The following is a 21,395-nucleotide window of genomic DNA, read 5'->3' on the forward strand; positions in this document are numbered from 1 at the left end:
AAAAAACGCAGGCGAAAGAGTGCGACACAATCGATATGCTCAAGGAGTTCGGTTACCGGCTCAAGGAACGGTGGTCGAAGAGGCTTCGGAATGCCGAGGGAATGAAAGGGCAAAAAACAGTGCGCCGTTCTGCCGGGTGGTGAGCGATATCATGTGTCTTTTAGAGATCGATTTCCGGGGATGTCGTTGACTCATTTTCTTTTTCATCCCGACATTTTCAATAATTAAGAGTCCCTAACAAAATGAAATCCTACTCCGGCCAGCTGCTAAAACCCATTGGCTTCGTTGGGCTGCATCGCCATATCTCAGCGGATATGTCTGCTTCGCCTGCCTCGCCACTGGGTCTTCTCGCTCAGCCATCGTTACGTACCTCATTATGTTAGGGACTCTAAGGCAATTTCATGAAAAAATATTATTTATTACGCCGCGATAATGCTATTTTTAAAGACCTATGCCGATAATCAGTACTTCAACTTACCGTCCCCCGCTGTTATTCTCAAACGGCCATATTCAGACATTATATTCCACGCTTTGCAGGAAAATTACGGATGTGGCGTATGTGCGCGAGCGGATCGAGACGCCGGACAGCGATTTTATAGACCTTGACTGGTCTGAAACCGGCGGGGGCAACTATGCGGTGCTCGTGCACGGCATGGAGGGGCACTCACGGCGGAAATACATGCTCGGCATGGCACAAGCATTCAACCGTCGGGGATGGAGCACGGTATCGATGAACCTTCGGGGGTGCAGCGGAGAACCGAACCGGTACCCTCGATCCTACCACAGCGGGAAAACGGATGATCTCGATCTGGCAATCCAGCACGTGCATGCAACGAAACCGTGCGAAAGAATCGTGTTGATCGGGTTCAGTATCGGCGGGAATATCGTGCTGAAATATCTCGGCGAACAGGGAAAGAAAATTCCATCGTACATTATTGGCGCTGCTGCGATTTCGGTTCCCTGTGATCTGGAATCATGCGCCCGGCATATGGCGCGGCGGTCAAACGGGCTTTACATGAAACGATTTTTAAAATTTTTTCACGAAAAAATACGGGAGAAAATGGAGCGCATGCCCGGCCAAATTGATGATAAGGGGTTTAAGTACATCACAACATTCAAACAATATGACGATCGTTATACCGCTCCGCATAACGGATTTACCAACGCCGAAGATTACTGGCGAAAAGCAAGCTGTAAGCGGTATCTGAAAAATATATCGGTTCCGACACTTTGCCTTTCCGCCAAAAACGATCCCATGCTTCCCGACCAGTGCTATCCGATTATCGAAGCCAGGTTGAGTAAATATCTGTTTTTAGAAATGCCCGAATCGGGCGGTCACGTTGGATTTGTCGGTTTTAATCCGGAACGTGAATACTGGCACGAGACAAGGGTGACGGATTTTATTTGCGGCGCTTAAGGCATAAAAATTAGTGCCGGATTTACAAAAACATACTAATTGTTGCTAAAAAGAGAACGACCACCTATCTTATAGTGGGAAAGGAAGCAGGGGGAGTGATTCGTTATGCGCTTAAATCATGTTTTAGCACCAGGCATTGTTATTTTCTGCTTTCTATACGCACCGAGCAAGGCGGAGAATATTGTTTTTCCCTCCGACGGCGGTGTTATCGATATTACAGACCCACCTTATAATGCCGTTCCCGACGATACAACCGATGATACCGAAGCGATCCAGGCCGCGCTTGCCGGCTATCCAAGTGCAAATAAAATCATATACTTACCAAACGGAACCTACAGGGTGTCATCAACCCTGCGATGGCCTTTTGGTACCAACCCCGGAGATAGGGAGAAAAGGACAATTCTTCAGGGCCAGAGCCGGAAAAATACAATAATCAGGCTCAAGGAAAACTGTCCGGGATTTAATTCAAAGAATAATCCGAGGCCAATCATTTATACCGGAGACCGTCCTGCGCAGCGTTTTCGGAATGCGGTCAGAAACCTTACCGTTTCGGTCGGAACCGGCAATAACGGGGCGATCGGCGTCCAGTTCAATGCGTCAAATCAGGGGTGTATCAGGGATGTCGCAATCGTTTCTCAGGATCTGACCGGCGCAATAGGCCTTGATATGTCCTATACCGCGGAAATCGGACCTTGCCTGATAAAAAATGTGTCGATCCGCGGTTTTGATATCGGTATCAAAACAGGATATCTGCAAAACGGCGTCACCTTTGAGCATATCCATATCGAGGATCAGCAGGAGTATGGAATTTATAATGAACGTCACTCCCTCTCGATTAGAAAGCTACTAAGTAACAACCGGGTGACCGCTGTGTATAATGCGTTGCATTCGGGGCATATCGTTCTTATCGATTCCAGGCTCGAAGGAAAAGAAAATGCACAATCGGTTCCGGCGATTATTAACGAGGCAACGTTCTTTGCGAGGAATGTTGCCACACGTGGATACCGGAAGGCAGTGGAAAACAGGGCGGGTCATCGCCGGAATGTGACGGGCGATTCGATAAGTGAATTCGTCTCCCATGACATTTACACGTTATTTGATTCTCCGAGCCATTCGCTTGGTATGGATATCAAAGAGACCCCTGAAGTCGAGTGGGATGATCTTTCCGAATGGGTGAGCCCGACCCACTTTCTTGACATGTCGGACACCTCCATTATCCGGGGTGAAGTCGATATTACGTCTGCTGTTCAGCAGGCTGCCGACGCCGGCAAGTCCACGCTCTATTTTCCCAACGGGAGTTTTCGCATCGATGGTACGGTTATTGTCGGCGGGACGATTACCCGCGTGATCGGCCTGGAAACCAGATTGTACGGCAGTGGTGGGTTCAAGGTTGTCGACGGCGAATCGCCGGCGGTGATTTTTGAGCGTCTGGAGAACAAAGATAATATAACGGTAGAACAGGCGTCGGGGAGAAGGCTGGTGGTTGCCGGCAGCATGATAAATATTACCGGTGAAGGGCCTGGTGAAATATTTATCGAAGACCTTGTTGCTGCGCCACTGCACTTCAAGAATCAGACCGTCTGGGCCCGTCAGTTAAATTCTGAAATTGACGGCGCTAAAATCATCAATGACGGCGGTTTGCTATGGATACTGGGGCTGAAAACCGAGATGCAAGGAACAATTGTCGAGACAAACAACGGCGGCAGCACCGAAATTCTCGGAGGAAATATCTATCCGGCTTATGGGGCGCCGCCCCCGCCCGGTCAGCCTGCATTTATTAACGATAATGCAAATGTGTCAATCAGTATCAGCGAATGCCTTTATAAAACCTATTATACGACGGTGGTGCATGAAATGCGCGGAGACGCCTGTGAGGTCTTGCTGAAAGAAAACCTTCCGGTAAGAGAAGCTGTAGAGGAATCACCGGATTCGGTTGATTTCCATGGCGCCTTTGTCCTGCCCCTCTATACAGGAATTACAAAGCAGGCTGTTCCTACCCTCTCCGGCTTCAATTCCCACTTACCGGGAAAAAACTTCGTACCTTCCCTTTTTGTTATGACCGGGAGAAAGGGATCTTTAATGTCCGGCCTGGATTGTGATTTTGATATCTACAATCTGAAAGGACAACGAATGAGGGGTATCCGGATAATCGATTCACCCATATCATCTGCCCGGTTTAAAAGCCTGCCCGCCGGCGTTACCATCATAAAAGCCCGTCATTAGATTTGTCTTGCATCTATTTTCATGACCGCATCATCTATCAGTGGAGCGGAATATGATATCGCGAAAGGGCCGATTGAATAATGTAATTGATTATTTCATGTGCTTCGAGACCGATTGCTTTTCCTCCGAGAATCATTGCGCTGTTCCATCGAAGGCTGGTTAGCGGGTTAACCTCGATTAAAAACACTTCCCCGGTCTCTTTCATACGCAAATCCACCCGTCCGAAATCAGGGCAGGGCATAATACGAAAGACATGATCGGCAATGCTCACAATAGCGTGTCGTTGTTCTCGTGTAATATCCGGCGGACAGATAATGGATTCTTCTTCCTTTTCCTTTGTTTCAAAATCATGAATGTTTTCTTTGTCGCCAAAGGTATACTCGACAATTTCAAGATATTTTCGCGGCCAGGTCTCAAGGCGGCCCAGCGTAAATTCCCTTCCTTCGATATATTCTTCAATGATGACCCCTGCCGGATACTTTTCCAGCCGGTCGGTTATGACCTTTTGTGCTTCCTGTTCCGAACGGACAATAGAATCTTCATAGATTCCTTTGCTCGACCCTTCATAGTTGGGCTTAATCATAAGCGGATAGTGAAGGCTATCGGGGATTTCGGGATTTTGAGGAGTTGCAATGATACCACGAGGAACACGAACACCCCATACCTCGAAAATTTTTTCACATAACCGCTTATCCTGGCTGACAAGGAGCATTGCTGAATTGGCGCCTGTATAGGGGATCCCGAGTTGTTCATATATTGCCGGGTATTTAGCTTCCCGGGCTGTTCCTTCTGTACCCTCGGCAATATTGAGGATCATTTCGGGGCAGGAGTTGAGCAGCCGGTCCACCGCCTCGGAATTTGAGCAGGTCATATCTACGGGCGTGACGGTATGGTTGAGTTTTTCTGTCCATTCACGCACCCGGTCGATATAGGATTGTTCGAGCAATTCGGCCTGGCTTTCCGACTTATCGGCTTTTCCGTTGTAGGCGATTGTTATTCTCATATGCACCTCATTGCGGGCCTTCAATAACGTTTGGTAAAATGCTGAACCATTTAAGAAGAGATGAAAAATTCTCGAATTTGGCGGTAATAGTCCGTCCTCCGGTTCTTTGTACTTCCGGAAGGCAAACGGCTTGATCCACCGCCCCGCTGTCAAATAATTCGATTTCCAGTTCCAGAGGTGTTTCCGGCGTAAAGAGTTTAATCGTGGTGCGGTTTTCAAGAGCCTGGCGTACACCGTCGCGAATTTGTGAACGCACCTGTGAGGGTGAAAAACAGAGGGCGCTTGTCCGGCTCATCGTCTTCTTAACCACGACAGTTGTAATATTCGGGATGACCTGCTTTATTTCTGCATCCAGTTTATCGTCGCCGGATGCGAATACAGTGGGAATACCGAGTTCACCGGCATAGGCCATGGCCATAGCCGCTTCCCCGTACTCGACGCCGTTTATTTTTATCAGATGAAATTTTTCGGTTAATGTATGATCGAGGACCGACCGGGCGGTTCCCCGTTTTCCGTGAAAGCCGATGAGAATCTGAGCGTCGAACGAGGAATCCAGCGGCGCCACCATTACGGGCAGGGGCTGCCCTCTGGCCAGTACTACATCCGGGTGGAGCTTTTCAGGAATGATATTCCGCCCTAAATTATGACAATCATTAACAACGATATCGGTTGCCCCTGCGGCAAAAGCTCCTTCAACCGCAGCATTGACTTCACTCGTCATGACCTCACAAAACGCCGGATATTCACGATGTGTTTCATCGCATTCTTCGGCAGCTACAACACCCCCGAGACCTTCCATATCTGCAATAATGAGTATTTTCATTGTTTCACCATTTTCGCTCATATCTTTTTTACAATTTCATAAATTCTGTCTTTATTCAACGCCACACCAGTCAACGATAAAACGGGAAAGAATCTTTGCGCCGTCACGAATCGATTGCATGGTGATAAATTCATGATCGGAGTGGGCTTCCCGAAGGTCGCCGGGGCCAAAGACCAGGGCAGGCATTTCCGCCTTATGATAGAAAAGCTGGGCGTCGCATGACGCCAGATATCCTGAAATGGCCGATGTTCCCAGTACCTCTTTCCTGGCTTTATCCAGGAGCTTTACACCGGGATGATTTATGTCCATGAAATAACTCTCATTCTGGAGTTCCTGGAATTCGATATCGGCCTCAAAGCCCCTTTCACGGGCAACGGCCTTGACGATGGAGCGCATTTCATCATGAATCTGACTGGTGTTTTTATTGGGTAAAAAGGTAACGCCGCCTTCGGCTTTTGCATCAGCCGGTACACTGGCTGCCCAGTCGCCTGCGCGAACAACCCCGACATTCACCCGTACCGGCGATGGATTATCGGGAAAAAGGTCGATCCCCTTGCTCTCCTCAACAATCTTCTGTTCCCATTCCCTGATCCGCTTTAAAATGATTTCGAGATTTTCAAATGCGCTTTCGCCTTCCCACCATCGGCCCAGATGAATCGGAACCCCGGTGGTGGTAATTCGAAACCAGAGTCCCCCTCGCGCCGCGGGGTGGACAATCAAATCGGCCGGTTCCATGACAATAACCAGATCCCGATTTTTCTGATCCCGTATCCAGCTCTGCGATCCATTCCCGCCGGTTTCTTCTTCGATCACCGATGATCCGATACATTCGCCCCTGAGAGAAACATCAGCACGTTTCAATGCCAGAAACGCAAGGATCCAGGTGGCAATCTGCCCCTTGGCGTCCACTGCCCCTCGTCCGAACACTTTGTCGCCATCTACCTTTGGCGTGAAAAGCTCTTCATGGTGAACCGGGACAACATCGGAGTGAGAATTGATAAGCAGGCTCCTCCCCTTGCCCGGTGAAGAAAGAGGGCAGGCAAGATTCGGGGCAGGTGAAGTGCCGTTGCTTTGAAAATGGAAGGTCTTTCGCCGGTAGTGTTTGTCGACTGTGCTTATGAGATGTGATTTAAAACCGGCGCTTTGTAACCATTCATTGAGGAACTCCTGTGCCTCATATTCCTTTTCCGAGTAGCTCCGAATGCCGATAAATTTTGTGAGGAACTCCCGAATTTCGTCACTGGAACGATCGACCTGAGTATCTAATTCGCGACTGAGATTTTCTTTTCCCGCACTATTCATAAAAACCCCATAAAAAAAATAGGTGCAATATTTATGCCGGCACTGATGCGCTTAAGTATCAAATAAGCACTTTCTTTCCCTTGCAAAGAGACGGGGTTTTCCCGCTTTCGGGAAATGCCTTTGTCATTATCGGGAATCTGGTGAGTGGTTCACATAATATCGCTGAAATCGGCACAATATTTCTTTCTCTGACAGGTGGCGCAATGCGCTCCCATCCAAACGGTATCGTACTGTTCCATTATTTGTGAAACAAGATCCTTATTGGAGGTGATAAAGCCCGACTCAAAGTTTCTTCTGTTCTCGCTTTTCGCACCCATGCCGGCGCCGGTGAGGTTCGCACTGCCGCTATAGGCAAATTCGCCATCGACAACAACGCATTTGAAATGAATTCGTGGACAGAGAATCCTTTCCAGCCCTTCGATAAGTTTTGGGTAGCGGTCAAAATCCTTTCGGAATGCCGGCCCCGGCTCTTTTGCATGCATCAGGCGCAACGAAACACCATTACCTGCATGGTCGGAGAGGATTTCCAGAAAAGGAACCATCGTTGTGCCCTTTGCAACATAGAGGTCCTTGATATCGGCGGTTGCGATCCATACAAATGACCGGGCCTCGGGAATTTTGCCGGTGACGACTCGATCGTATATTTCGGTGTTGGTAATAAATTCTATGGCGTTCACAAGAGTCTCTGTAATGATTTATTGTAGTGGATGGGGAATATTTTGATTGATGGATCGCTTTATAACCAGCCGGTTAGCTGCATGGAAAAATTCATAATTGAAACATGTTTACGCTATATCTTAGGCTGATTCAGCGACTTAGTGGTCTTGTTCGTACGTTCGGTGATGTATTCGTTTGACCGTCATTCCGGCCTCCGACCCGCCTAATTCAAGCAAAATCATTCAGTTAAGGGCAATACGGGGGCCTTAGTCTTTAAGCGATAGTGTTGCAAGACTTGTTGAAGGGCACTAATTCATTGATATTAAATTATTTGTGGCGATTCTACACTAAAATTCAGGCCGACACATCGACACTCCCACCTTTACCCAGCTCGGCGCCGAGGGCCATTTCGACATTGACTTTCACCATTTTTTCGGCCATTTCGACGGTTTCTTTATTGGCGCTCTGGAGGACCTGATTGAGGGCTTGCACTGATTGGGCTACTGAACTGACTCCATCCATGGTTAGCCTCTTCCGGTTAGGGTTCTGGGGAGTATTACTCATTTAATATATCGGGCGGTTTGCTCGTAACTTTAGCATAAATCCGCAATTATTTGTCAAAATCAGAGAATTTCAGTGCAAAATGTTATTTTTACAGTGAAATATTCAGTTCTGTTCATTCATAATTTTCTTTAGGTCGATAAATCACGACACACCGGTTTTACTATGCTCACATATTTTTTTCATACCTTTGGTTGCCAGATGAATGTTTCGGATTCCGACCTGTTGGCGTCGCTTCTGGATGACCGGGGTTTTAAGAAAACCGATTCTTCTCATACTGCCGATCTGGTGTTTGTGAACACCTGCAGTGTCCGGAACCATGCTGAGCAGCGTGCGATGGCCCGGATTCGGGAAATTGCCGCCGGGAAAACCGGTAACAGACAGATGCTCTGGGTGATCGGCTGCATGGCCGAGCGTATGGGTGAATCACTGATAAATGAGATTCCGGGTATCGATCGGGTGATCGGTGCGCCGGAAATCGAGTATATCGACCGGACACTCGACAGCTATCTTGCCGGCCTTTCTCTCTCTCCCGGCGGGAAGCACCACCGTGCGGCGATCAGTGTTTTTATCCCTGTAATGCGGGGCTGTGATAATTACTGTTCTTATTGTGTTGTGCCCTTTGTGCGGGGAAGAGAGCATTCGGTTTCCGTAAAGGAGATTGAGCGGCAGGTCGGTCGGGCGGTCGACCGGGGGGCAAAAGAAGTAACGCTTTTAGGGCAGAATGTTAATTCCTATGATGCCGATGGGTATGACTTTCCCGATCTGCTTGCCCGAATCCATCATGTCGACGGACTCGAGCGGATTCGGTTCACCACCTCCCATCCTAAAGACTGCTCCGAAAAGCTCATAAAGACAATCGCCGATTATCCCAAACTCTGCAACCATGTTCATCTCCCCGTGCAATCCGGGTCAAGCCGCATACTGACCCTGATGAACCGTGGGTATTCCAGGGACGACTATCTGCGTCAGATCGATATGCTGCGATCGTATATTCCCGATGCCGACATTACCACCGATGTCATGGTCGGGTTTCCCGGGGAGACGGTTGATGATTTCAGGGAAACCCTTTCTCTCTTTGAGGACGTGAGGTTTACTTCGGCATTCATGTTTGCTTATTCGAGGCGTGATGAGACCCGGGCGGCGACCATGGATTGCGCTGTTCCGGAGAAAGAAAAGAAGGCCCGGCTCACTGAGCTTATTAATCTGCAGACCGATATTACCAAGGCGTATTACAATTCCATGACGGGAAGAAATGCCGGGGTTTTGATCACCGGTCGCCAGAAAAAAAAGGACCGTTTCTGGATGGGAAAGGATTACGGCTGCAAGAATGTGCTTGTGCCTTGCGACAGAGACATATCAGGAACGATTTTAAAGGTCAGGATCGCCGCCAGCTCGGGTATGACCCTTATTGCCGAAAGGATATGATATGAAATTTTTTAAATGGGCACTCTTTTTTACCGCATCCTTTCTGATCGCCTGGATAGTTATATTTACCTTTATTCAGGAACCTTTCAAGCAGCAGGTCTCGGCAAAGATATTTTCCTATAATTCACCTGCCATCCCGGTGTATCTTTATGTTGCCGGTGCACTGGGCCTGGGTTTACTGATCGGTATACTTATGTCGGTTTACTACAACATTGCGCTCCGGGCTGAGATTCACAAAAGAGATAAGATTATCAAGCGATTAGAAAAGGAGCTGGAAAGCAGGCAGGAACCCGAAAAGATTACAACCCATGCGCTTCCACAACCGGAACCGGTGTCTGATCCTGACCCTGCTCCGCACTCGGAGCATTCTCCGGAACCGGAAAAGACACCACAGACTTCAAGCAGCGAAACGGAAAGGTTTCTTGATCGGGATGACACTCATTCTTGAAGGTAAAAATTTTGTCAGGCGAGCCGGTATTCCGGCACTTATTTGCATGCTTTTGTGTATTGCTGAAGGCAGTACTTCACCGCTCGATTCGGCGGCCCGGTTAATGGAGCTGGGAGCGTATGATAAAGCAGCGGGTCTTGTCGATGCTGCGTATAAAGAAAATCCCGATGATCCCGAAATTATTCTGGCCTATGCGCTCTTTCAAAAGGAAGCAGACAAGGCAGAATCTTATTTTAAAATTCTTGCCGCTGACAGCGATGCGGCAGAACCTGTAAGGGTTGAAGCCCTCTATCGCCTCGGAAGCCTTTATTACATGCGAAACGACTATGAGAAAGCAACTCGATATTTTGAAGATGCGTATAAGCTCGTTAATGATCCTTCATTGATTTCTATGGTGGAGCGCTGTGAAAAGGCTTCAGGCGCCACATCAGAAGGTTCTTTCCCGACAAAGGCGGGTGCTTACGTGCTTCAGGTCGGCTCCTATTCATCCATAGAAAATGCTCAGAAAAGAAAAGCCGAATTGGAAAAATACTTCGATATACTATCTATTGAAAAAGCGGTAATAAAAAACAGGGAATTTTTCAGGGTGCGCATCGGTGAATTCCTTTCCAGGGAAGAAGCCGAATCTTATGCAAAGAAAAATCTTGTGCCCCGTGACATAGGCTACAAAGCCTTGCAACAACAGCAATAATGGTCGGTAATTTTCGTATATTTCCCTGCAAACCGATAACAGTAATGGAGCGTAACGGTGGAATTTGAAACAGTAATCGGGCTTGAAGTTCATGCGCAACTGAAAACCAATACGAAGATATTCTGCAGTTGTAAGCCGATGTTTGGTGATGATGCCAATACCCATGGGTGTCCGGTGTGTCTTGGTCTGCCGGGGGCACTTCCCGTGCTCAATCGCCATGCCGTGGAAATGGCCATGCTGATGGGAGAGGCGGTCCACTGCACGATCGCGCAGAAATCGATCTTTGCCCGGAAAAACTATTTCTATCCCGATCTTCCCAAAGGGTATCAGATTTCGCAATACGAATTACCGCTCTGTGAAAACGGCGCTATAACGGTCCATGTAAACGGCGCCGAAAAGAAAATCCGGATATTGAGGATTCATCTCGAAGAAGACGCCGGTAAATTGATTCATGACCAGGATGAAGATTCGCTCTTTGACGTCAACCGGTGCGGAACGCCCCTGATCGAGATCGTGACCGAACCCGACATGCGGAGTCCGCAGGAAGCTTATGCCTATCTGGCGGGAATGAAACGAATCCTTCAGTATCTTGATATTTGCGACTGCAACATGGAGGAAGGCAGCCTTCGATGCGACGCCAATATTTCGCTGAGACCCAAAGGGGAGACAAAACTCGGCACCAAAACCGAGCTGAAAAACATGAATTCGTTCCGGGGCGTTGAAAAGGCGCTGGAAAGCGAACGGCTCCGTCAGCAGGAGGTCTTGGAATCCGGCGGACAGATTCGGCAGGAGACCTATTTATGGGATGCTCAGAAAAACCGGACCGTGGCGATGCGGACAAAGGAGCATGCGCACGATTACCGCTATTTTCCCGATCCCGATCTTGTTCCGTTGATTATCGATAAAGAGTGGGCCGATTCCGTAAAGGAAAACCTCCCCGAACTTCCCGAGGCCCGGAAAGAACGGTTCATGCAGCAGATGAATCTCACCGAAGAACATGCCGAGATTTTGACCGATACCAGGGAGGTTGCCGATTATTTTGAAGAGGTTCTCAAATCCTGTGGTGACGCCAGAATGGCTGCAACTTGGGTGATGGGTGAAGTGCTCAGAATAGCAAAGGATAAAAAAACCGGGCTTAAAGAGTTGAATGTTACTCCCTGGCGGCTGGGCCACTTGCTGGGGCTTGTCAAAGACGGCGCAGTGTCGGCCAATGCTGCAAAAAAGGTGTTTGCCGAAATCCAGAATCGTAATGCAGATCCCGGAGCCCTGATCGATGAAATGGGGCTTAAGCAGATTTCCGATACATCGGAGTTAAAGCGTATCACCGAGGATATTATTGCTCAGCACCCCGATGAAGCGAAGCGGTACAAAGAAGGCGAGAAAAAGCTTTCAGGCTTTTTTATCGGTCAGGTGATGAAAGCCACCAGGGGCAAAGGCAACCCAAAGGAAATCAACAAACTAGTCAGCGGACTTCTAGGATGAAAAAACTGCTATTTGTAATTTTTTTCGGCTCCGCCCTGGTCTTTTCAGGACAGACACAGAATTTCGGGTACGAATTGAACGATACGACGTATCAGCAACATTCCCTGGATTCCTCTGAGGCACAACAGGATACCTCACATACAAAAAAACTGAAAATTGTCAAACGGGAGTTCAATTTCAAGGAACAGGTCGGTCTTGCCGTAGGAATGATGGCTTTCATTCTGGCGGTCATGACCACGTCGCAGGCATGGAATCCGAAGTAAGGAAAAGGTGGTGAATGTCGAAAGTCGCAGGCAATGTACTGAGCCTGCCGAAGTGTCGAAATCAGGATACAGGGTAGAGGGATTTTGTCTTAAACTGTTATCTCTAATCCAACGTCTCCTCATTAGTCCTCATCGTTTATCTCTTTTACTCTGTCTCAGCCGCAATCTTTCTATTGACACTACTTAAATCATAAACTATCTTTTAATGTTTCGGGCGAGAGTAGCTCAGTTGGTAGAGCCCCACCTTGCCAAGGTGGTTGTCGCGAGTTCGAATCTCGTCTCTCGCTCCATTCCTTTTTATGGGCCTCCCCGAATTTCAGGCGGCATAGCCAAGTGGTAAGGCAGAGGTCTGCAAAACCTTTATTCTCCAGTTCGAATCTGGATGCCGCCTCCATCTTATATAAACTCGCAATTCGAAACCCGAAATCCTGGTGAAGATAAGCTTTTCTCTTCGATCTTTCGATCCCTTACCCTCACGCCGTCGTGCACATGGTCGAGAATGTACGCTTTTTAAGCACTTTATAGGCGTCACGGATATGGGGCGGCAGGACCGACAGGTAGAGTTCATCGAAGGTAGCGCCGTGATTCAGGGATTTTTCGTAAAAGCCCGAGGTCCGCTCAAGCATTTCCTCCTGTGAGAGAGGGATATTGAGAGCGCTTATGAGGCTGGAAAATTCAAATTCAAAGTTGTCCGCCAAGTTGTCATATTCGACGATAATAACCGGTGCTTTTTTCACCCCTTGAAAAAATTGCGTAACGTAGTGAAACCAGAGTCCCAGCCCGATCTCCATCGGAATTCCGTCACGGGAGTTGAGCGATTTGGCGACAGCCAGGGGGTTGCGGAGGCAAAAGACAATTTTTTCTATTGAAGGGCAAAATTGCTCCCAAACATCGATAGTCAGGCAGGTGCGGGGATCTTTCACAATATCGCCGTTGAAACTTTTGGAAAAGGCCTGGATAAAATGGCCGACCTGTTGTCCGATTGTGGCAATATTCTTGTGGGGAGGCGGAGTACACCAGGTACCGCCAGCATGTTTCAGTATGGTCTCGTTAATCGCAATCGTCTGAAGGTTTTCGAAATGTCCTTTTGGATTAGTGGGATGCTTGTTGTCGTGAATCGGATGACTTGTGCCCAGGCTGAGGCCGCATTTCTCCAGGAGACCCGAAATACAGCTGGTTCCGCTTCGATGCATGCCGGTAACAATAATCATACGGCAAATCCTTCGTAAAATGTTATTTTATACCATTATATATAGTTATCGGATATTTTGCAAAAAATCTTGATCGGAAATTAAATTATAGCCGTGTCGCCGTTTCGGACGTGCGCAGGTGCTGGATGCTGGTTGCTTGTTTCCGGATGGTGAGAGAGATGCCTATCTCTCCGCTATCCAGCGACCGGAAACCGGCGAACGCCATCTTATTTTAACCTGGGATAACCATGTCACGTAAATTACTCTCAAAGGGACAAGTCGAAGCCGCTATCAGTGATGCGGTGACAAAATTCGAGAAAGAATATATGGGGCGGGGTCCGCTTGAAACCAGGACCTCTATCATTGGTGATATGGTGATCATCCGTCTGAAAGGGATTCTGACCAAGGCGGAGTTGAAGCTTTCAAAGGCCGAGCGACAGGCAAAGGGGCGGGATCTGGTCAAGCAGATGCGTATCGAATTGATTGAGAGTAACCGTCCGATACTGGATGGCATGATTAAAACCATAGTCCGGCGTAAGGTTGTCAGCCTCCATACAGACCTCAGCACCCAAACGGGCGAGCGAATTATTATTCTTATCCTGGATAAGCCGTTGTCGTTTGCTTGATACTTTTGCAGAGATGTAATTTATTGCGTTATGGGGTTGATGTGGAGAGCGGTCGATATGGCTATCGGCCGGGCTGGTGCATAAGCCTAAGAGAGAAAATTTTATTCAGGTGAATCAAGTCCGGTGTGGGCCGGTTTAGCCAGCGCAGGCGGGAATGGATTTCCTCAAAATGCCTTTTAAGGCAAGCGCATTTTGAGGTTTTTTTATCTTAAGAAACAATTTTCGTTTGACAAGGTCGCTTTTGCCCGGCGGGAGAATGCAATATGGCAAACAGTAAACTCGAGCCATGAATATGGGAAATGAATCCAGGCTGTGAGGGCGTCGTGTCGGGTAAATTACATTCGTCCCGGTATCCGTCGGAGCGAAGGTGACAGGTGATTGGTACCGTAAAAAGTGCAGGAAAGTATTCTTATTCGAATTTCGAATCTTGAAATTCGAATCTACCTTGACAAAAGGATGGGTTCACTATGGGTTGGTTCACAAAACCGAAGGATGAAAAAAAGGTAGTAAAAGATGAACTCTGGATACGCTGTGGATCGTGCAAAGCCCATGTTTTCAAAGAAGACTGGACCAATAATTTAAGTGTTTGTCCCCGGTGCAATTTTCATGGCCGGATTACTGCCTATGAGCGAATCGGACAGATTTTCGATACCGGTACGTTTAAAGAGATTCACCAGGAGATTACCCCTTCCGATCCGCTGACCTTTTCCGATGCCAAGGGTTCCTATACCGAAAAAGTAGCTGCATCCCGGAAAAAAACCAGTCTCAATGAATCGGTCATTACCGGCACGGGCGAGATCAATAAGAATTCGGTTGTGGTTGCGGTAATGGATTTCCGTTTTCTGGGCGGGAGCCTTGGAAGCGGGACTGGCGAAAAAATACTTCAGGCGGCAAATCTCGCCTATAATCATCGCCTTCCCTACATTATTTTTTCTGCCTCGGGTGGCGCACGCATGCACGAGGGGATGCTTTCACTGATGCAGATGGCCAAGACCTGTGCCGGGATTGCCCGTCTCGACCAACGAGGCCTTCCCTACATATCGGTCATGACCCATCCCACGACCGGTGGAGTGTCGGCATCTTATGCAATGGTCGGAGATGTCAACATCGCTGAGCCGGGCGCCCTGATCGGTTTTGCCGGACGGCGGGTTATCGAACAAACTATCAAACATAAGCTTCCCGATAATTTCCAGACAGCGGAATATCTTCTCGAACATGGTTTTATCGATTGCATTGTGCAGCGGAAGGACATGAAAAATACACTTGCCGCATTACTCGCTTATTACAAGCCGAAATCTTAACCGGAGGCGCGTATCATGGAACCAACGCTGGAGTTTGAAAAACCAATTGTTGAAATCGAAAATATGATAGCCAAGCTCAAGAAGTTGTCGGAAGATAAAAAGGGAGATTTTACCAATCAGATCAAGGAACTTGAGAAGGAGTGCGATGAGCACCGGAAAAAAATATACGAGAATCTGACACCCTGGCAGATTGTTCAGATCGCCCGCCATCCTAAAAGGCCGATTTTGGATGATTACATTTCGATAATGTTCAGCGAATTTTTCGAGCTTCACGGCGACCGGCGGTTTTCTGATGACCAGGCGCTTATCGGGGGTTTTGCTACTCTTGAAGGCCGCCGGGTTATGCTTATCGGCCATAATAAGGGCAGAAGTGTTGAGGATAATATCAAGCGTAATTTCGGCCAGGCCCGGCCCGAAGGCTACCGGAAGGCGATTCGCCTCATGAAACTTGCAGAAAAATTCCAAATTCCGGTGGTAACATTAATCGATACGCAGGGTGCGTTTCCGGGGAAGGATGCTGAAGAACGGGGTCAGCATGAGGCCATTGCGCGGAATCTCATCGAAATGGCCCAGCTCAAAGTTCCGGTTATCGCCTGTGTTATGGGTGAAGGCGGCAGCGGTGGGGCAATAGGAATCGGTGTTGGCGACGTTATACTGATGCTCCAGTATTCTATTTATTCGGTTATTACTCCTGAAGGGTGTGCGGCGATTCTGTGGCGTGATGCTGCAAAGGCGCCTGAAGCCGCCGAAGCGCTCAAGCTTACGGCACCATCACTGGTAGATCTGGGAATTGCCGATGAAATAATTCCTGAACCGGCCGGCGGTGCACATCATGATTATCAAGCCACGGCAGAAAATGTTAAAAAAGCACTTGTTAAGCATATTAATAAATTAAATCGTTCATCCGGCCAGAAACTTGTGCAAAAACGATTTGAGAAGTATTCCAGTATCGGGATGTTTGCCAGTTAAGGAGAATTTCCATGTCTAAAAAGCACCAGCCAAAAAAAGAAGCAAAAGAAGAAAAACTGCACAAAATACCGCTTCGAATTACCGACACGACCTTTCGTGATGCACATCAATCATTATGGGCGACCCGGATGCGTACTGATGATATCATGAACATTATCGATACGGTCGACAATGTGGGGTATTACTCACTTGAAGTATGGGGCGGTGCGACATTTGATGTCTGCCTCCGTTTTTTGCGGGAAAACCCTTGGGAACGTCTGAGAATGATAAAATCCAAGGCAAAAAAAACCCCGCTTCAGATGCTTCTGCGTGGTCAGAATCTGGTTGGATATCGCAATTATGCCGACGATGTTGTGGATCGGTTTGTTGCCCTGGCCTGTGAAAACGGCATGGATATTTTCAGGGTTTTCGATGCACTCAACGATACAAGAAATCTTGAATCTGCCGTGAAAGCGGTTAAAAAGCATGGCGGTCATGCACAGGGAACGCTTTCCTATACCATAAGCCCTGTTCATACAATCGAAAAGTATATTGAGTATGCAAAGGAACAGGTTGCTATCGGAATCGATTCACTGGTCATTAAAGACATGGCGGGTATTCTGACTCCCTTTGCAGCAGAACGGCTGGTTGGTACGCTTATCAAAGAAGTGCGTGTTCCGATCCAGCTCCACTGTCATTCATCGAGTGGTATGGCCACGGCAACCTATGTCGAGGCGGTACGAGCAGGAGCAGGGGCGATCGATTGTGCAATATCCACCTTGGCCGGATTTTCTTCCCAGCCTCCGGTCGAGGCTCTGGCAACCATCTTTTCAGAAACCAGCTATTCTCCTGATCTCGATATGGATGCGCTTCAGAAGGTCGCCACATTCATGGAAAGTCTGGCACCCAAACGGATCCAGCGGTCGGCTTCCAGGGCCGTGATCGATCCTCACATCCTGGTGCATCAGATTCCCGGCGGTATGATTTCCAATTTTCGTTCCCAGCTGGATAAGCAGGGCGCCCTCGATAAGCTGCCCGAGGTTTTTGAAGAGGTGACCCGGGTACGAAAAGATCTCGGATATCCGCCCCTGGTAACGCCAACAAGTCAGATTGTCGGGACTATGGCGGTTGTCAATGTAGTGACCGGGAAACGGTATAAAATGGTTCCTAATGAAGTGAAAGATTATGTGCGGGGCCTGTATGGACGATCTCCTGGACCCGTCGATCCGGAATTCGTTAAACAGATTATGGGAGATGAAAAACCTGTCGATCATCGGCCGGCCGATAATCTCCCGCCGATGCTTCCAAAGGCAACGGCAGGGCTTGATCCCGAACTAATCGAGCACGAAGAGGATATTCTTTCCTATTGTGTTCTTCCGAAACCCTCGCTGGAGTATTTCAAATGGCGCAAGCTTCCGCCGGACCAGCGGCCGGAAATACCCGCCGATACCGAATTGCGTCAGATGGGACAGGAAGAGCAAAAAATCGCTCAGTGTGAACAGGAGTCCGCTGCCCGGTCGAAAGTAGAAGAAAAAGTCAAACGCATCCTCGATCCGGTCGATTATTCCGGAATCAGTGAGCTTCTGGCAAATGCGCAAGGAATCGCTTTTGATGAATTGGTTATCGCTAAAGGAGATTTTTCCCTGACGCTTCATGGTCCGGGCGCGGCGTCAAAATCCGCCCGGAGAAAATCGATTAAAGTGTCTGAATCGATTCGGCATCTTGGGACAAAAGACGTTGTCGAGGAAACATCCGCCGAAGCCCCCGGTGCACCGAAAAGTACTGCTGAACCGGAAACCGGCACATCAATAATATCCCCGCTGGTCGGGACATTCTACTCTGCCGCAGGACCGGGAAAGCCGCGGTTTGTCAGTGAAGGCGATATCGTTGAAAAGGGCGATAAGGTCTGTATTGTCGAAGCAATGAAACTGTTTAATGAAATTGAAGCTCCAATAAAATGCAGGATTGTTAAGTTTCTCATTGCTGACGGCGAAAATGTGAAAAAGGACCAGCCGCTTATATCGATCGAAGAACTGCAGTGAAAGCTGGAGTATTGATCCTGATACGGCGGATCAATATTTCAACACATTTTCATTTACCCGAAACAAGATCGAAAAAGACCGTCATCTTCTTTAATTCCTGATCGATAGATCCTTTAATTTTTTCGATCACCTTCTGGTCGATGTTCAGTTTGGCAACAGACTGTTCATCCAGCTTCGGGGCCGCATAGGAACTGTCGATAACTATTCCGGTTTGATAACAGAGCCAGTCTGCATAGTGGCAGAGTGCAACAATATCGGAATATTCCTGACTTTCCGCAGGTGCATGGTGATGAATAAGTGGGAGCAGCAGTTCCTGGGGAAGGTTCCAGTCTTCGGTCAGCCAGCCGGCAATATCCACATGGGTGAATCCGAGAGCCTCTTTTTCCGCATCAAAAAAGGAAATATTTTTCTCCTGCGCAAGGGTCAGCGCTTTATGAAAATCTTCATGAAAGTACTGTTCCATGACAACTTTTCCAATATCATGCAGCAGTCCCGCACCGAACGCTTCCTCAGAATCAAAAATAACAAAGGATTTCATGGTGTCGGCAAGTATGCGCGATATGAGCGCACAGCCTAAACAATGGCGCCAGAAAGCTTCGCGATTAAAAAGGCGGGAACCTTTGTCCTGGGGAAACATATCAAAGACCGTCAGACTGAGTACCATGGTGTTAATAACTTTCATACCCAGAATCACCACCGCTTGCTGGATACTTGTTATACTCCTGGGAATTCCGTAAAAAGCACTGTTTGCAAGCCGGAGCACTTTTGCCGATAATGACATGTCCTGGCTGACCAGAAAAGCAACGTCATTTGCCGATGTCGTCGGATCGTTGATCGTTGTTACAAGCCGTGATGCAATCTGCGGAAGTGTCGGCAGGTTGCTGATGCCGCTTACTTTTTCCTGGAGTTGAGCATAGTTCGATAAGGCCATGAATTGTGCCACACCTGTTGAATATTACCATTTTAATGGGCCGATTTTTAAAGTATATCTTCTCGGAATCATAATGTCCATTATTCAAAAAAGATTAAAAATCAAAGGTTGTTGCACATTTCTTATCTAAATGATTATTTTTATTTGACATATTGTATACACTATGATATCATCCAAGTGCCTGATTTATAGGCTGGATGGAGACTCTTATGACCACTTGCTTTTGCCGTTTGTCTATTTTTCTGTGTGTTTTTACGTCTGTTAGTTTAAGCGCTATTTCTCCCGCGCCCATAATCAATCGCAACGGACAAACCGGTTTGTTCTATACTCATTCGGCCAAAACATTGCGTATGGGCCGTTTGGTGGTGAGTGCAAATACCGCGGCAAGTCTTGACAAGAATTTTATCCATGCCCTTAATGGTGATTCTTCCACCGATATCGGAATGTTTACCGCCAACCTGCTTCCAAGCATTGGCTATGGTGCCACTAATTTTCTGGATTTTTCGCTCACCATGCCGGTATACTGGGATAATATATTTATTGATGATGACGATCCGTTCGGACTTACCGGCAATTTTGGTGACCTCGAGTTAACCGGCAAGTTTCAATATCCGCCCTATCCTCACTCAACGGTATTCGAGGTTGCTTTTTTCGGCGGAATCAGTATTCCGACCGGGAGCAGAGATGACGGCTGGATACCTCGTCATACCTATTATTTCCGGGAGACCGATTCGGACACCGGCGATGTTACGGCAATGTATACGTCGAAAGCAACTGAACTCGATCTCAAGATGCTATGGACACTGGATCTCAATCAGTTTCAACGAAAAGCGCCACTTCAACTGCATCTGAATTTCGGCGCCCGGTTTACCATGCATAAAGATCTGGATAATCTGTTTCTGCTCAATCTCGGATTCGAATATCATCCTTCAAAGTGGTTTGGAATGTTTACCGAATTCAGCGGCGAAACCAAAGTGGGCAACGTCAAAGACGGGTTCCGTCTCGGGGAAGATCCGATTCGCCTGTCGCCCGGAATTTCCTTTACCCCTCCCGGCGGTTTTTACATTACCCTTGGTGGAGATATCAATCTCTCAGCCGATTCGACCCATCATACCTATAACGTCGATAATAACCTCTTTGAGACAAATGTTGAGCCTCGATGGCGGGCGAATCTGACAATCGGATGGTGTGGTTTTATCCTTCCCCAGGATGAAGACAAGGATGGTATTAAAGATAATATCGATCGCTGTCCCAAGGACCCGGAAGATTTTGATGGATACGAAGATACCGACGGCTGTCCCGATCTCGATAACGATATGGACGGCATATCCGATTTAGATGATAAATGTCCGACCGATCCTGAAGATAAGGATGGTTTTGAAGATGAAGATGGGTGTCCTGAGCTCGACAACGATAAAGACGGGGTTCCTGATCTGGAAGACAAGTGTCCTATGGCGGCTGAGGATGTCGACGGTTTTGAAGATGATGACGGCTGTCCCGATCTCGATAACGACATGGACGGTGTTCCCGATACATCCGATCAGTGTATGGCCGATCCTGAAGACAGAGACGGGTTTATGGATCACGACGGCTGTCCCGACCTGGATAACGATCAGGATGGTGTTCCCGATAGTGTGGATAAATGTCCTGATACAAAAGGTGTTCCCGAGAATAATGGATGTCCCATGCAGAAACCCAAGCCCAAGGAAATCAAGCGGGGCCGGGTTGTTCTCCGAGGTGTCAATTTTGAGTCCGGTAGCGCAGTGCTTACCGGCGATTCCTATCAGATTTTAGAAAAAGTATATGAGTCGCTTAAAGAATGGCCCGAGGTAAAAGTTGAGATCCGAGGCCATACCGACAGCATTGGAAGCAATAGCGCGAATAAGATTCTGTCTCAGAAACGGGCAGAAGCTGTTATGAATTATCTGGTAACCAGAGGAATAGATCCGTCCCGTCTGAGAGCGGTAGGCATGGGTGAAGAAGATCCCATTGCCAGCAACCGGACTGCGGACGGCCGGGCAATGAACCGGCGGGTAGAGTTGCACCGGATAGATTAGTA

At 48.0% G+C, this 21,395-nt stretch carries 19 protein-coding genes and 2 tRNA genes; 14 read left to right on the top strand and 7 right to left on the bottom strand.

Features of this window, described 5'->3' with window-relative positions; all coding sequences use genetic code 11:
• Positions 1-451 precede the first annotated feature (451 nt).
• Both GF401_10735 and GF401_10740 read left to right on the top strand, forming a co-directional pair.
• Positions 452-1,417, top strand: a complete 966-nt coding sequence (locus tag GF401_10735) for an alpha/beta fold hydrolase (protein ID MBD3345527.1) — start codon at positions 452-454, stop codon at positions 1,415-1,417.
• A 105-nt stretch (positions 1,418-1,522) separates the two neighbouring features.
• Positions 1,523-3,640 (top strand): endopolygalacturonase, encoded by a 2,118-nt coding sequence (locus tag GF401_10740; protein MBD3345528.1) that lies wholly within the window; start codon positions 1,523-1,525, stop codon positions 3,638-3,640.
• Between the two features lie 37 nt (positions 3,641-3,677).
• On the opposite strand, the gene GF401_10745 is transcribed toward GF401_10740, so the two are convergent.
• From GF401_10745 to GF401_10765, 5 genes are all read right to left on the bottom strand, one after another.
• The gene (locus GF401_10745) at positions 3,678-4,643 is read right to left on the bottom strand and encodes an ATP-grasp domain-containing protein (GenBank protein ID MBD3345529.1); all 966 of its coding nucleotides are present in this window, start codon (positions 4,641-4,643) and stop codon (positions 3,678-3,680) included.
• Between the two features lie 7 nt (positions 4,644-4,650).
• Positions 4,651-5,487 (bottom strand): peptidase M55, encoded by an 837-nt coding sequence (locus GF401_10750; GenBank protein ID MBD3345530.1) that lies wholly within the window; start codon positions 5,485-5,487, stop codon positions 4,651-4,653.
• 30 nt (positions 5,488-5,517) lie between these two features.
• Positions 5,518-6,768, bottom strand: coding sequence for an ArgE/DapE family deacylase (locus GF401_10755; GenBank protein ID MBD3345531.1), 1,251 nt, complete (start codon positions 6,766-6,768; stop codon positions 5,518-5,520).
• 149 nt (positions 6,769-6,917) lie between these two features.
• Positions 6,918-7,436, bottom strand: a complete 519-nt coding sequence (locus GF401_10760) for a phospholipase (protein MBD3345532.1) — start codon at positions 7,434-7,436, stop codon at positions 6,918-6,920.
• Between the two features lie 343 nt (positions 7,437-7,779).
• Positions 7,780-7,947 carry a hypothetical protein gene (locus tag GF401_10765; protein ID MBD3345533.1) on the bottom strand — a complete coding sequence of 56 codons (168 nt, stop codon included), beginning with the start codon at positions 7,945-7,947 and terminating at the stop codon, positions 7,780-7,782.
• A 204-nt stretch (positions 7,948-8,151) separates the two neighbouring features.
• Between GF401_10765 and miaB the strand changes: the two genes are divergently transcribed.
• The 7 genes from miaB (at position 8,152) to GF401_10800 (ending at position 12,692) form a co-directional block, all read left to right on the top strand.
• Entirely contained in the window at positions 8,152-9,414 is a 1,263-nt protein-coding gene (miaB, locus tag GF401_10770) for a tRNA (N6-isopentenyl adenosine(37)-C2)-methylthiotransferase MiaB (protein ID MBD3345534.1), read from the top strand.
• A 1-nt stretch (position 9,415) separates the two neighbouring features.
• Positions 9,416-9,862 (top strand): DUF1049 domain-containing protein, encoded by a 447-nt coding sequence (locus tag GF401_10775; GenBank protein MBD3345535.1) that lies wholly within the window; start codon positions 9,416-9,418, stop codon positions 9,860-9,862.
• Complete coding sequence (locus GF401_10780) at positions 9,723-10,553, top strand: tetratricopeptide repeat protein (GenBank protein MBD3345536.1); 831 nt, start codon at positions 9,723-9,725, stop codon at positions 10,551-10,553. The genes GF401_10775 and GF401_10780 overlap by 140 nt, the downstream gene beginning before the upstream one ends.
• A 57-nt stretch (positions 10,554-10,610) precedes the next feature.
• Entirely contained in the window at positions 10,611-12,035 is a 1,425-nt protein-coding gene (gene gatB, locus GF401_10785; GenBank protein ID MBD3345537.1) for an Asp-tRNA(Asn)/Glu-tRNA(Gln) amidotransferase subunit GatB, read from the top strand.
• Entirely contained in the window at positions 12,032-12,298 is a 267-nt protein-coding gene (locus tag GF401_10790; protein MBD3345538.1) for a hypothetical protein, read from the top strand. The genes gatB and GF401_10790 overlap by 4 nt, the downstream gene beginning before the upstream one ends.
• Before the next feature lie 214 nt (positions 12,299-12,512).
• Positions 12,513-12,588 (top strand) — tRNA-Gly (locus GF401_10795).
• Between the two features lie 29 nt (positions 12,589-12,617).
• Positions 12,618-12,692 (top strand) — tRNA-Cys (locus tag GF401_10800).
• A gap of 79 nt (positions 12,693-12,771) precedes the next feature.
• On the opposite strand, the gene GF401_10805 is transcribed toward GF401_10800, so the two are convergent.
• Positions 12,772-13,509 carry a hypothetical protein gene (locus tag GF401_10805; protein ID MBD3345539.1) on the bottom strand — a complete coding sequence of 246 codons (738 nt, stop codon included), beginning with the start codon at positions 13,507-13,509 and terminating at the stop codon, positions 12,772-12,774.
• A 227-nt stretch (positions 13,510-13,736) separates the two neighbouring features.
• Here GF401_10805 and GF401_10810 point away from each other — a divergent pair, with 227 nt between their 5' ends.
• The 4 genes from GF401_10810 to GF401_10825 all read left to right on the top strand — a co-directional run bounded on the left by GF401_10810 (position 13,737) and on the right by GF401_10825 (position 18,405).
• Entirely contained in the window at positions 13,737-14,114 is a 378-nt protein-coding gene (locus tag GF401_10810; GenBank protein MBD3345540.1) for a DUF2294 family protein, read from the top strand.
• Between the two features lie 467 nt (positions 14,115-14,581).
• Complete coding sequence (locus GF401_10815) at positions 14,582-15,415, top strand: acetyl-CoA carboxylase carboxyltransferase subunit beta (protein ID MBD3345541.1); 834 nt, start codon at positions 14,582-14,584, stop codon at positions 15,413-15,415.
• 15 nt (positions 15,416-15,430) lie between these two features.
• Positions 15,431-16,384, top strand: a complete 954-nt coding sequence (locus GF401_10820) for an acetyl-CoA carboxylase carboxyltransferase subunit alpha (GenBank protein MBD3345542.1) — start codon at positions 15,431-15,433, stop codon at positions 16,382-16,384.
• 11 nt (positions 16,385-16,395) lie between these two features.
• Positions 16,396-18,405, top strand: a complete 2,010-nt coding sequence (locus GF401_10825) for a pyruvate carboxylase subunit B (GenBank protein ID MBD3345543.1) — start codon at positions 16,396-16,398, stop codon at positions 18,403-18,405.
• Positions 18,406-18,454: 49 nt separating this feature from the next.
• On the opposite strand, the gene GF401_10830 is transcribed toward GF401_10825, so the two are convergent.
• Positions 18,455-19,336: an HDOD domain-containing protein gene (locus tag GF401_10830; GenBank protein MBD3345544.1), complete on the bottom strand. Its 882-nt coding sequence runs from the start codon at positions 19,334-19,336 to the stop codon at positions 18,455-18,457.
• Between the two features lie 197 nt (positions 19,337-19,533).
• Between GF401_10830 and GF401_10835 the strand changes: the two genes are divergently transcribed.
• Positions 19,534-21,393: an OmpA family protein gene (locus GF401_10835; GenBank protein ID MBD3345545.1), complete on the top strand. Its 1,860-nt coding sequence runs from the start codon at positions 19,534-19,536 to the stop codon at positions 21,391-21,393.
• The last annotated feature ends 2 nt before the right edge of the window (positions 21,394-21,395 follow it).

It is taken from the genome of Chitinivibrionales bacterium (assembly GCA_014728215.1).
In the GTDB taxonomy this organism is placed as follows: domain Bacteria; phylum Fibrobacterota; class Chitinivibrionia; order Chitinivibrionales; family WJKA01; genus WJKA01.

What these genes read in the sequence shown, in the direction of transcription:
- GF401_10750 (MBD3345530.1), bottom strand. Translation starts at nt 5,487, where the DNA reads ATGAGCGAAAATGGTGAAACAATGAAAATACTCATTATTGCAGATATG.
- GF401_10805 (MBD3345539.1), bottom strand. Translation starts at nt 13,509, where the DNA reads ATGATTATTGTTACCGGCATGCATCGAAGCGGAACCAGCTGTATTTCG.
- GF401_10755 (MBD3345531.1), bottom strand. Translation starts at nt 6,768, where the DNA reads ATGAATAGTGCGGGAAAAGAAAATCTCAGTCGCGAATTAGATACTCAG.
- GF401_10835 (MBD3345545.1), top strand. Translation starts at nt 19,534, where the DNA reads ATGGAGACTCTTATGACCACTTGCTTTTGCCGTTTGTCTATTTTTCTG.
- GF401_10740 (MBD3345528.1), top strand. Translation starts at nt 1,523, where the DNA reads ATGCGCTTAAATCATGTTTTAGCACCAGGCATTGTTATTTTCTGCTTT.
- GF401_10825 (MBD3345543.1), top strand. Translation starts at nt 16,396, where the DNA reads ATGTCTAAAAAGCACCAGCCAAAAAAAGAAGCAAAAGAAGAAAAACTG.
- GF401_10745 (MBD3345529.1), bottom strand. Translation starts at nt 4,643, where the DNA reads ATGAGAATAACAATCGCCTACAACGGAAAAGCCGATAAGTCGGAAAGC.
- GF401_10815 (MBD3345541.1), top strand. Translation starts at nt 14,582, where the DNA reads ATGGGTTGGTTCACAAAACCGAAGGATGAAAAAAAGGTAGTAAAAGAT.
- miaB (MBD3345534.1), top strand. Translation starts at nt 8,152, where the DNA reads ATGCTCACATATTTTTTTCATACCTTTGGTTGCCAGATGAATGTTTCG.
- GF401_10780 (MBD3345536.1), top strand. Translation starts at nt 9,723, where the DNA reads ATGCGCTTCCACAACCGGAACCGGTGTCTGATCCTGACCCTGCTCCGC.
- GF401_10810 (MBD3345540.1), top strand. Translation starts at nt 13,737, where the DNA reads ATGTCACGTAAATTACTCTCAAAGGGACAAGTCGAAGCCGCTATCAGT.
- GF401_10790 (MBD3345538.1), top strand. Translation starts at nt 12,032, where the DNA reads ATGAAAAAACTGCTATTTGTAATTTTTTTCGGCTCCGCCCTGGTCTTT.
- GF401_10735 (MBD3345527.1), top strand. Translation starts at nt 452, where the DNA reads ATGCCGATAATCAGTACTTCAACTTACCGTCCCCCGCTGTTATTCTCA.
- GF401_10830 (MBD3345544.1), bottom strand. Translation starts at nt 19,336, where the DNA reads ATGGCCTTATCGAACTATGCTCAACTCCAGGAAAAAGTAAGCGGCATC.
- GF401_10765 (MBD3345533.1), bottom strand. Translation starts at nt 7,947, where the DNA reads ATGGATGGAGTCAGTTCAGTAGCCCAATCAGTGCAAGCCCTCAATCAG.
- GF401_10820 (MBD3345542.1), top strand. Translation starts at nt 15,431, where the DNA reads ATGGAACCAACGCTGGAGTTTGAAAAACCAATTGTTGAAATCGAAAAT.
- GF401_10775 (MBD3345535.1), top strand. Translation starts at nt 9,416, where the DNA reads ATGAAATTTTTTAAATGGGCACTCTTTTTTACCGCATCCTTTCTGATC.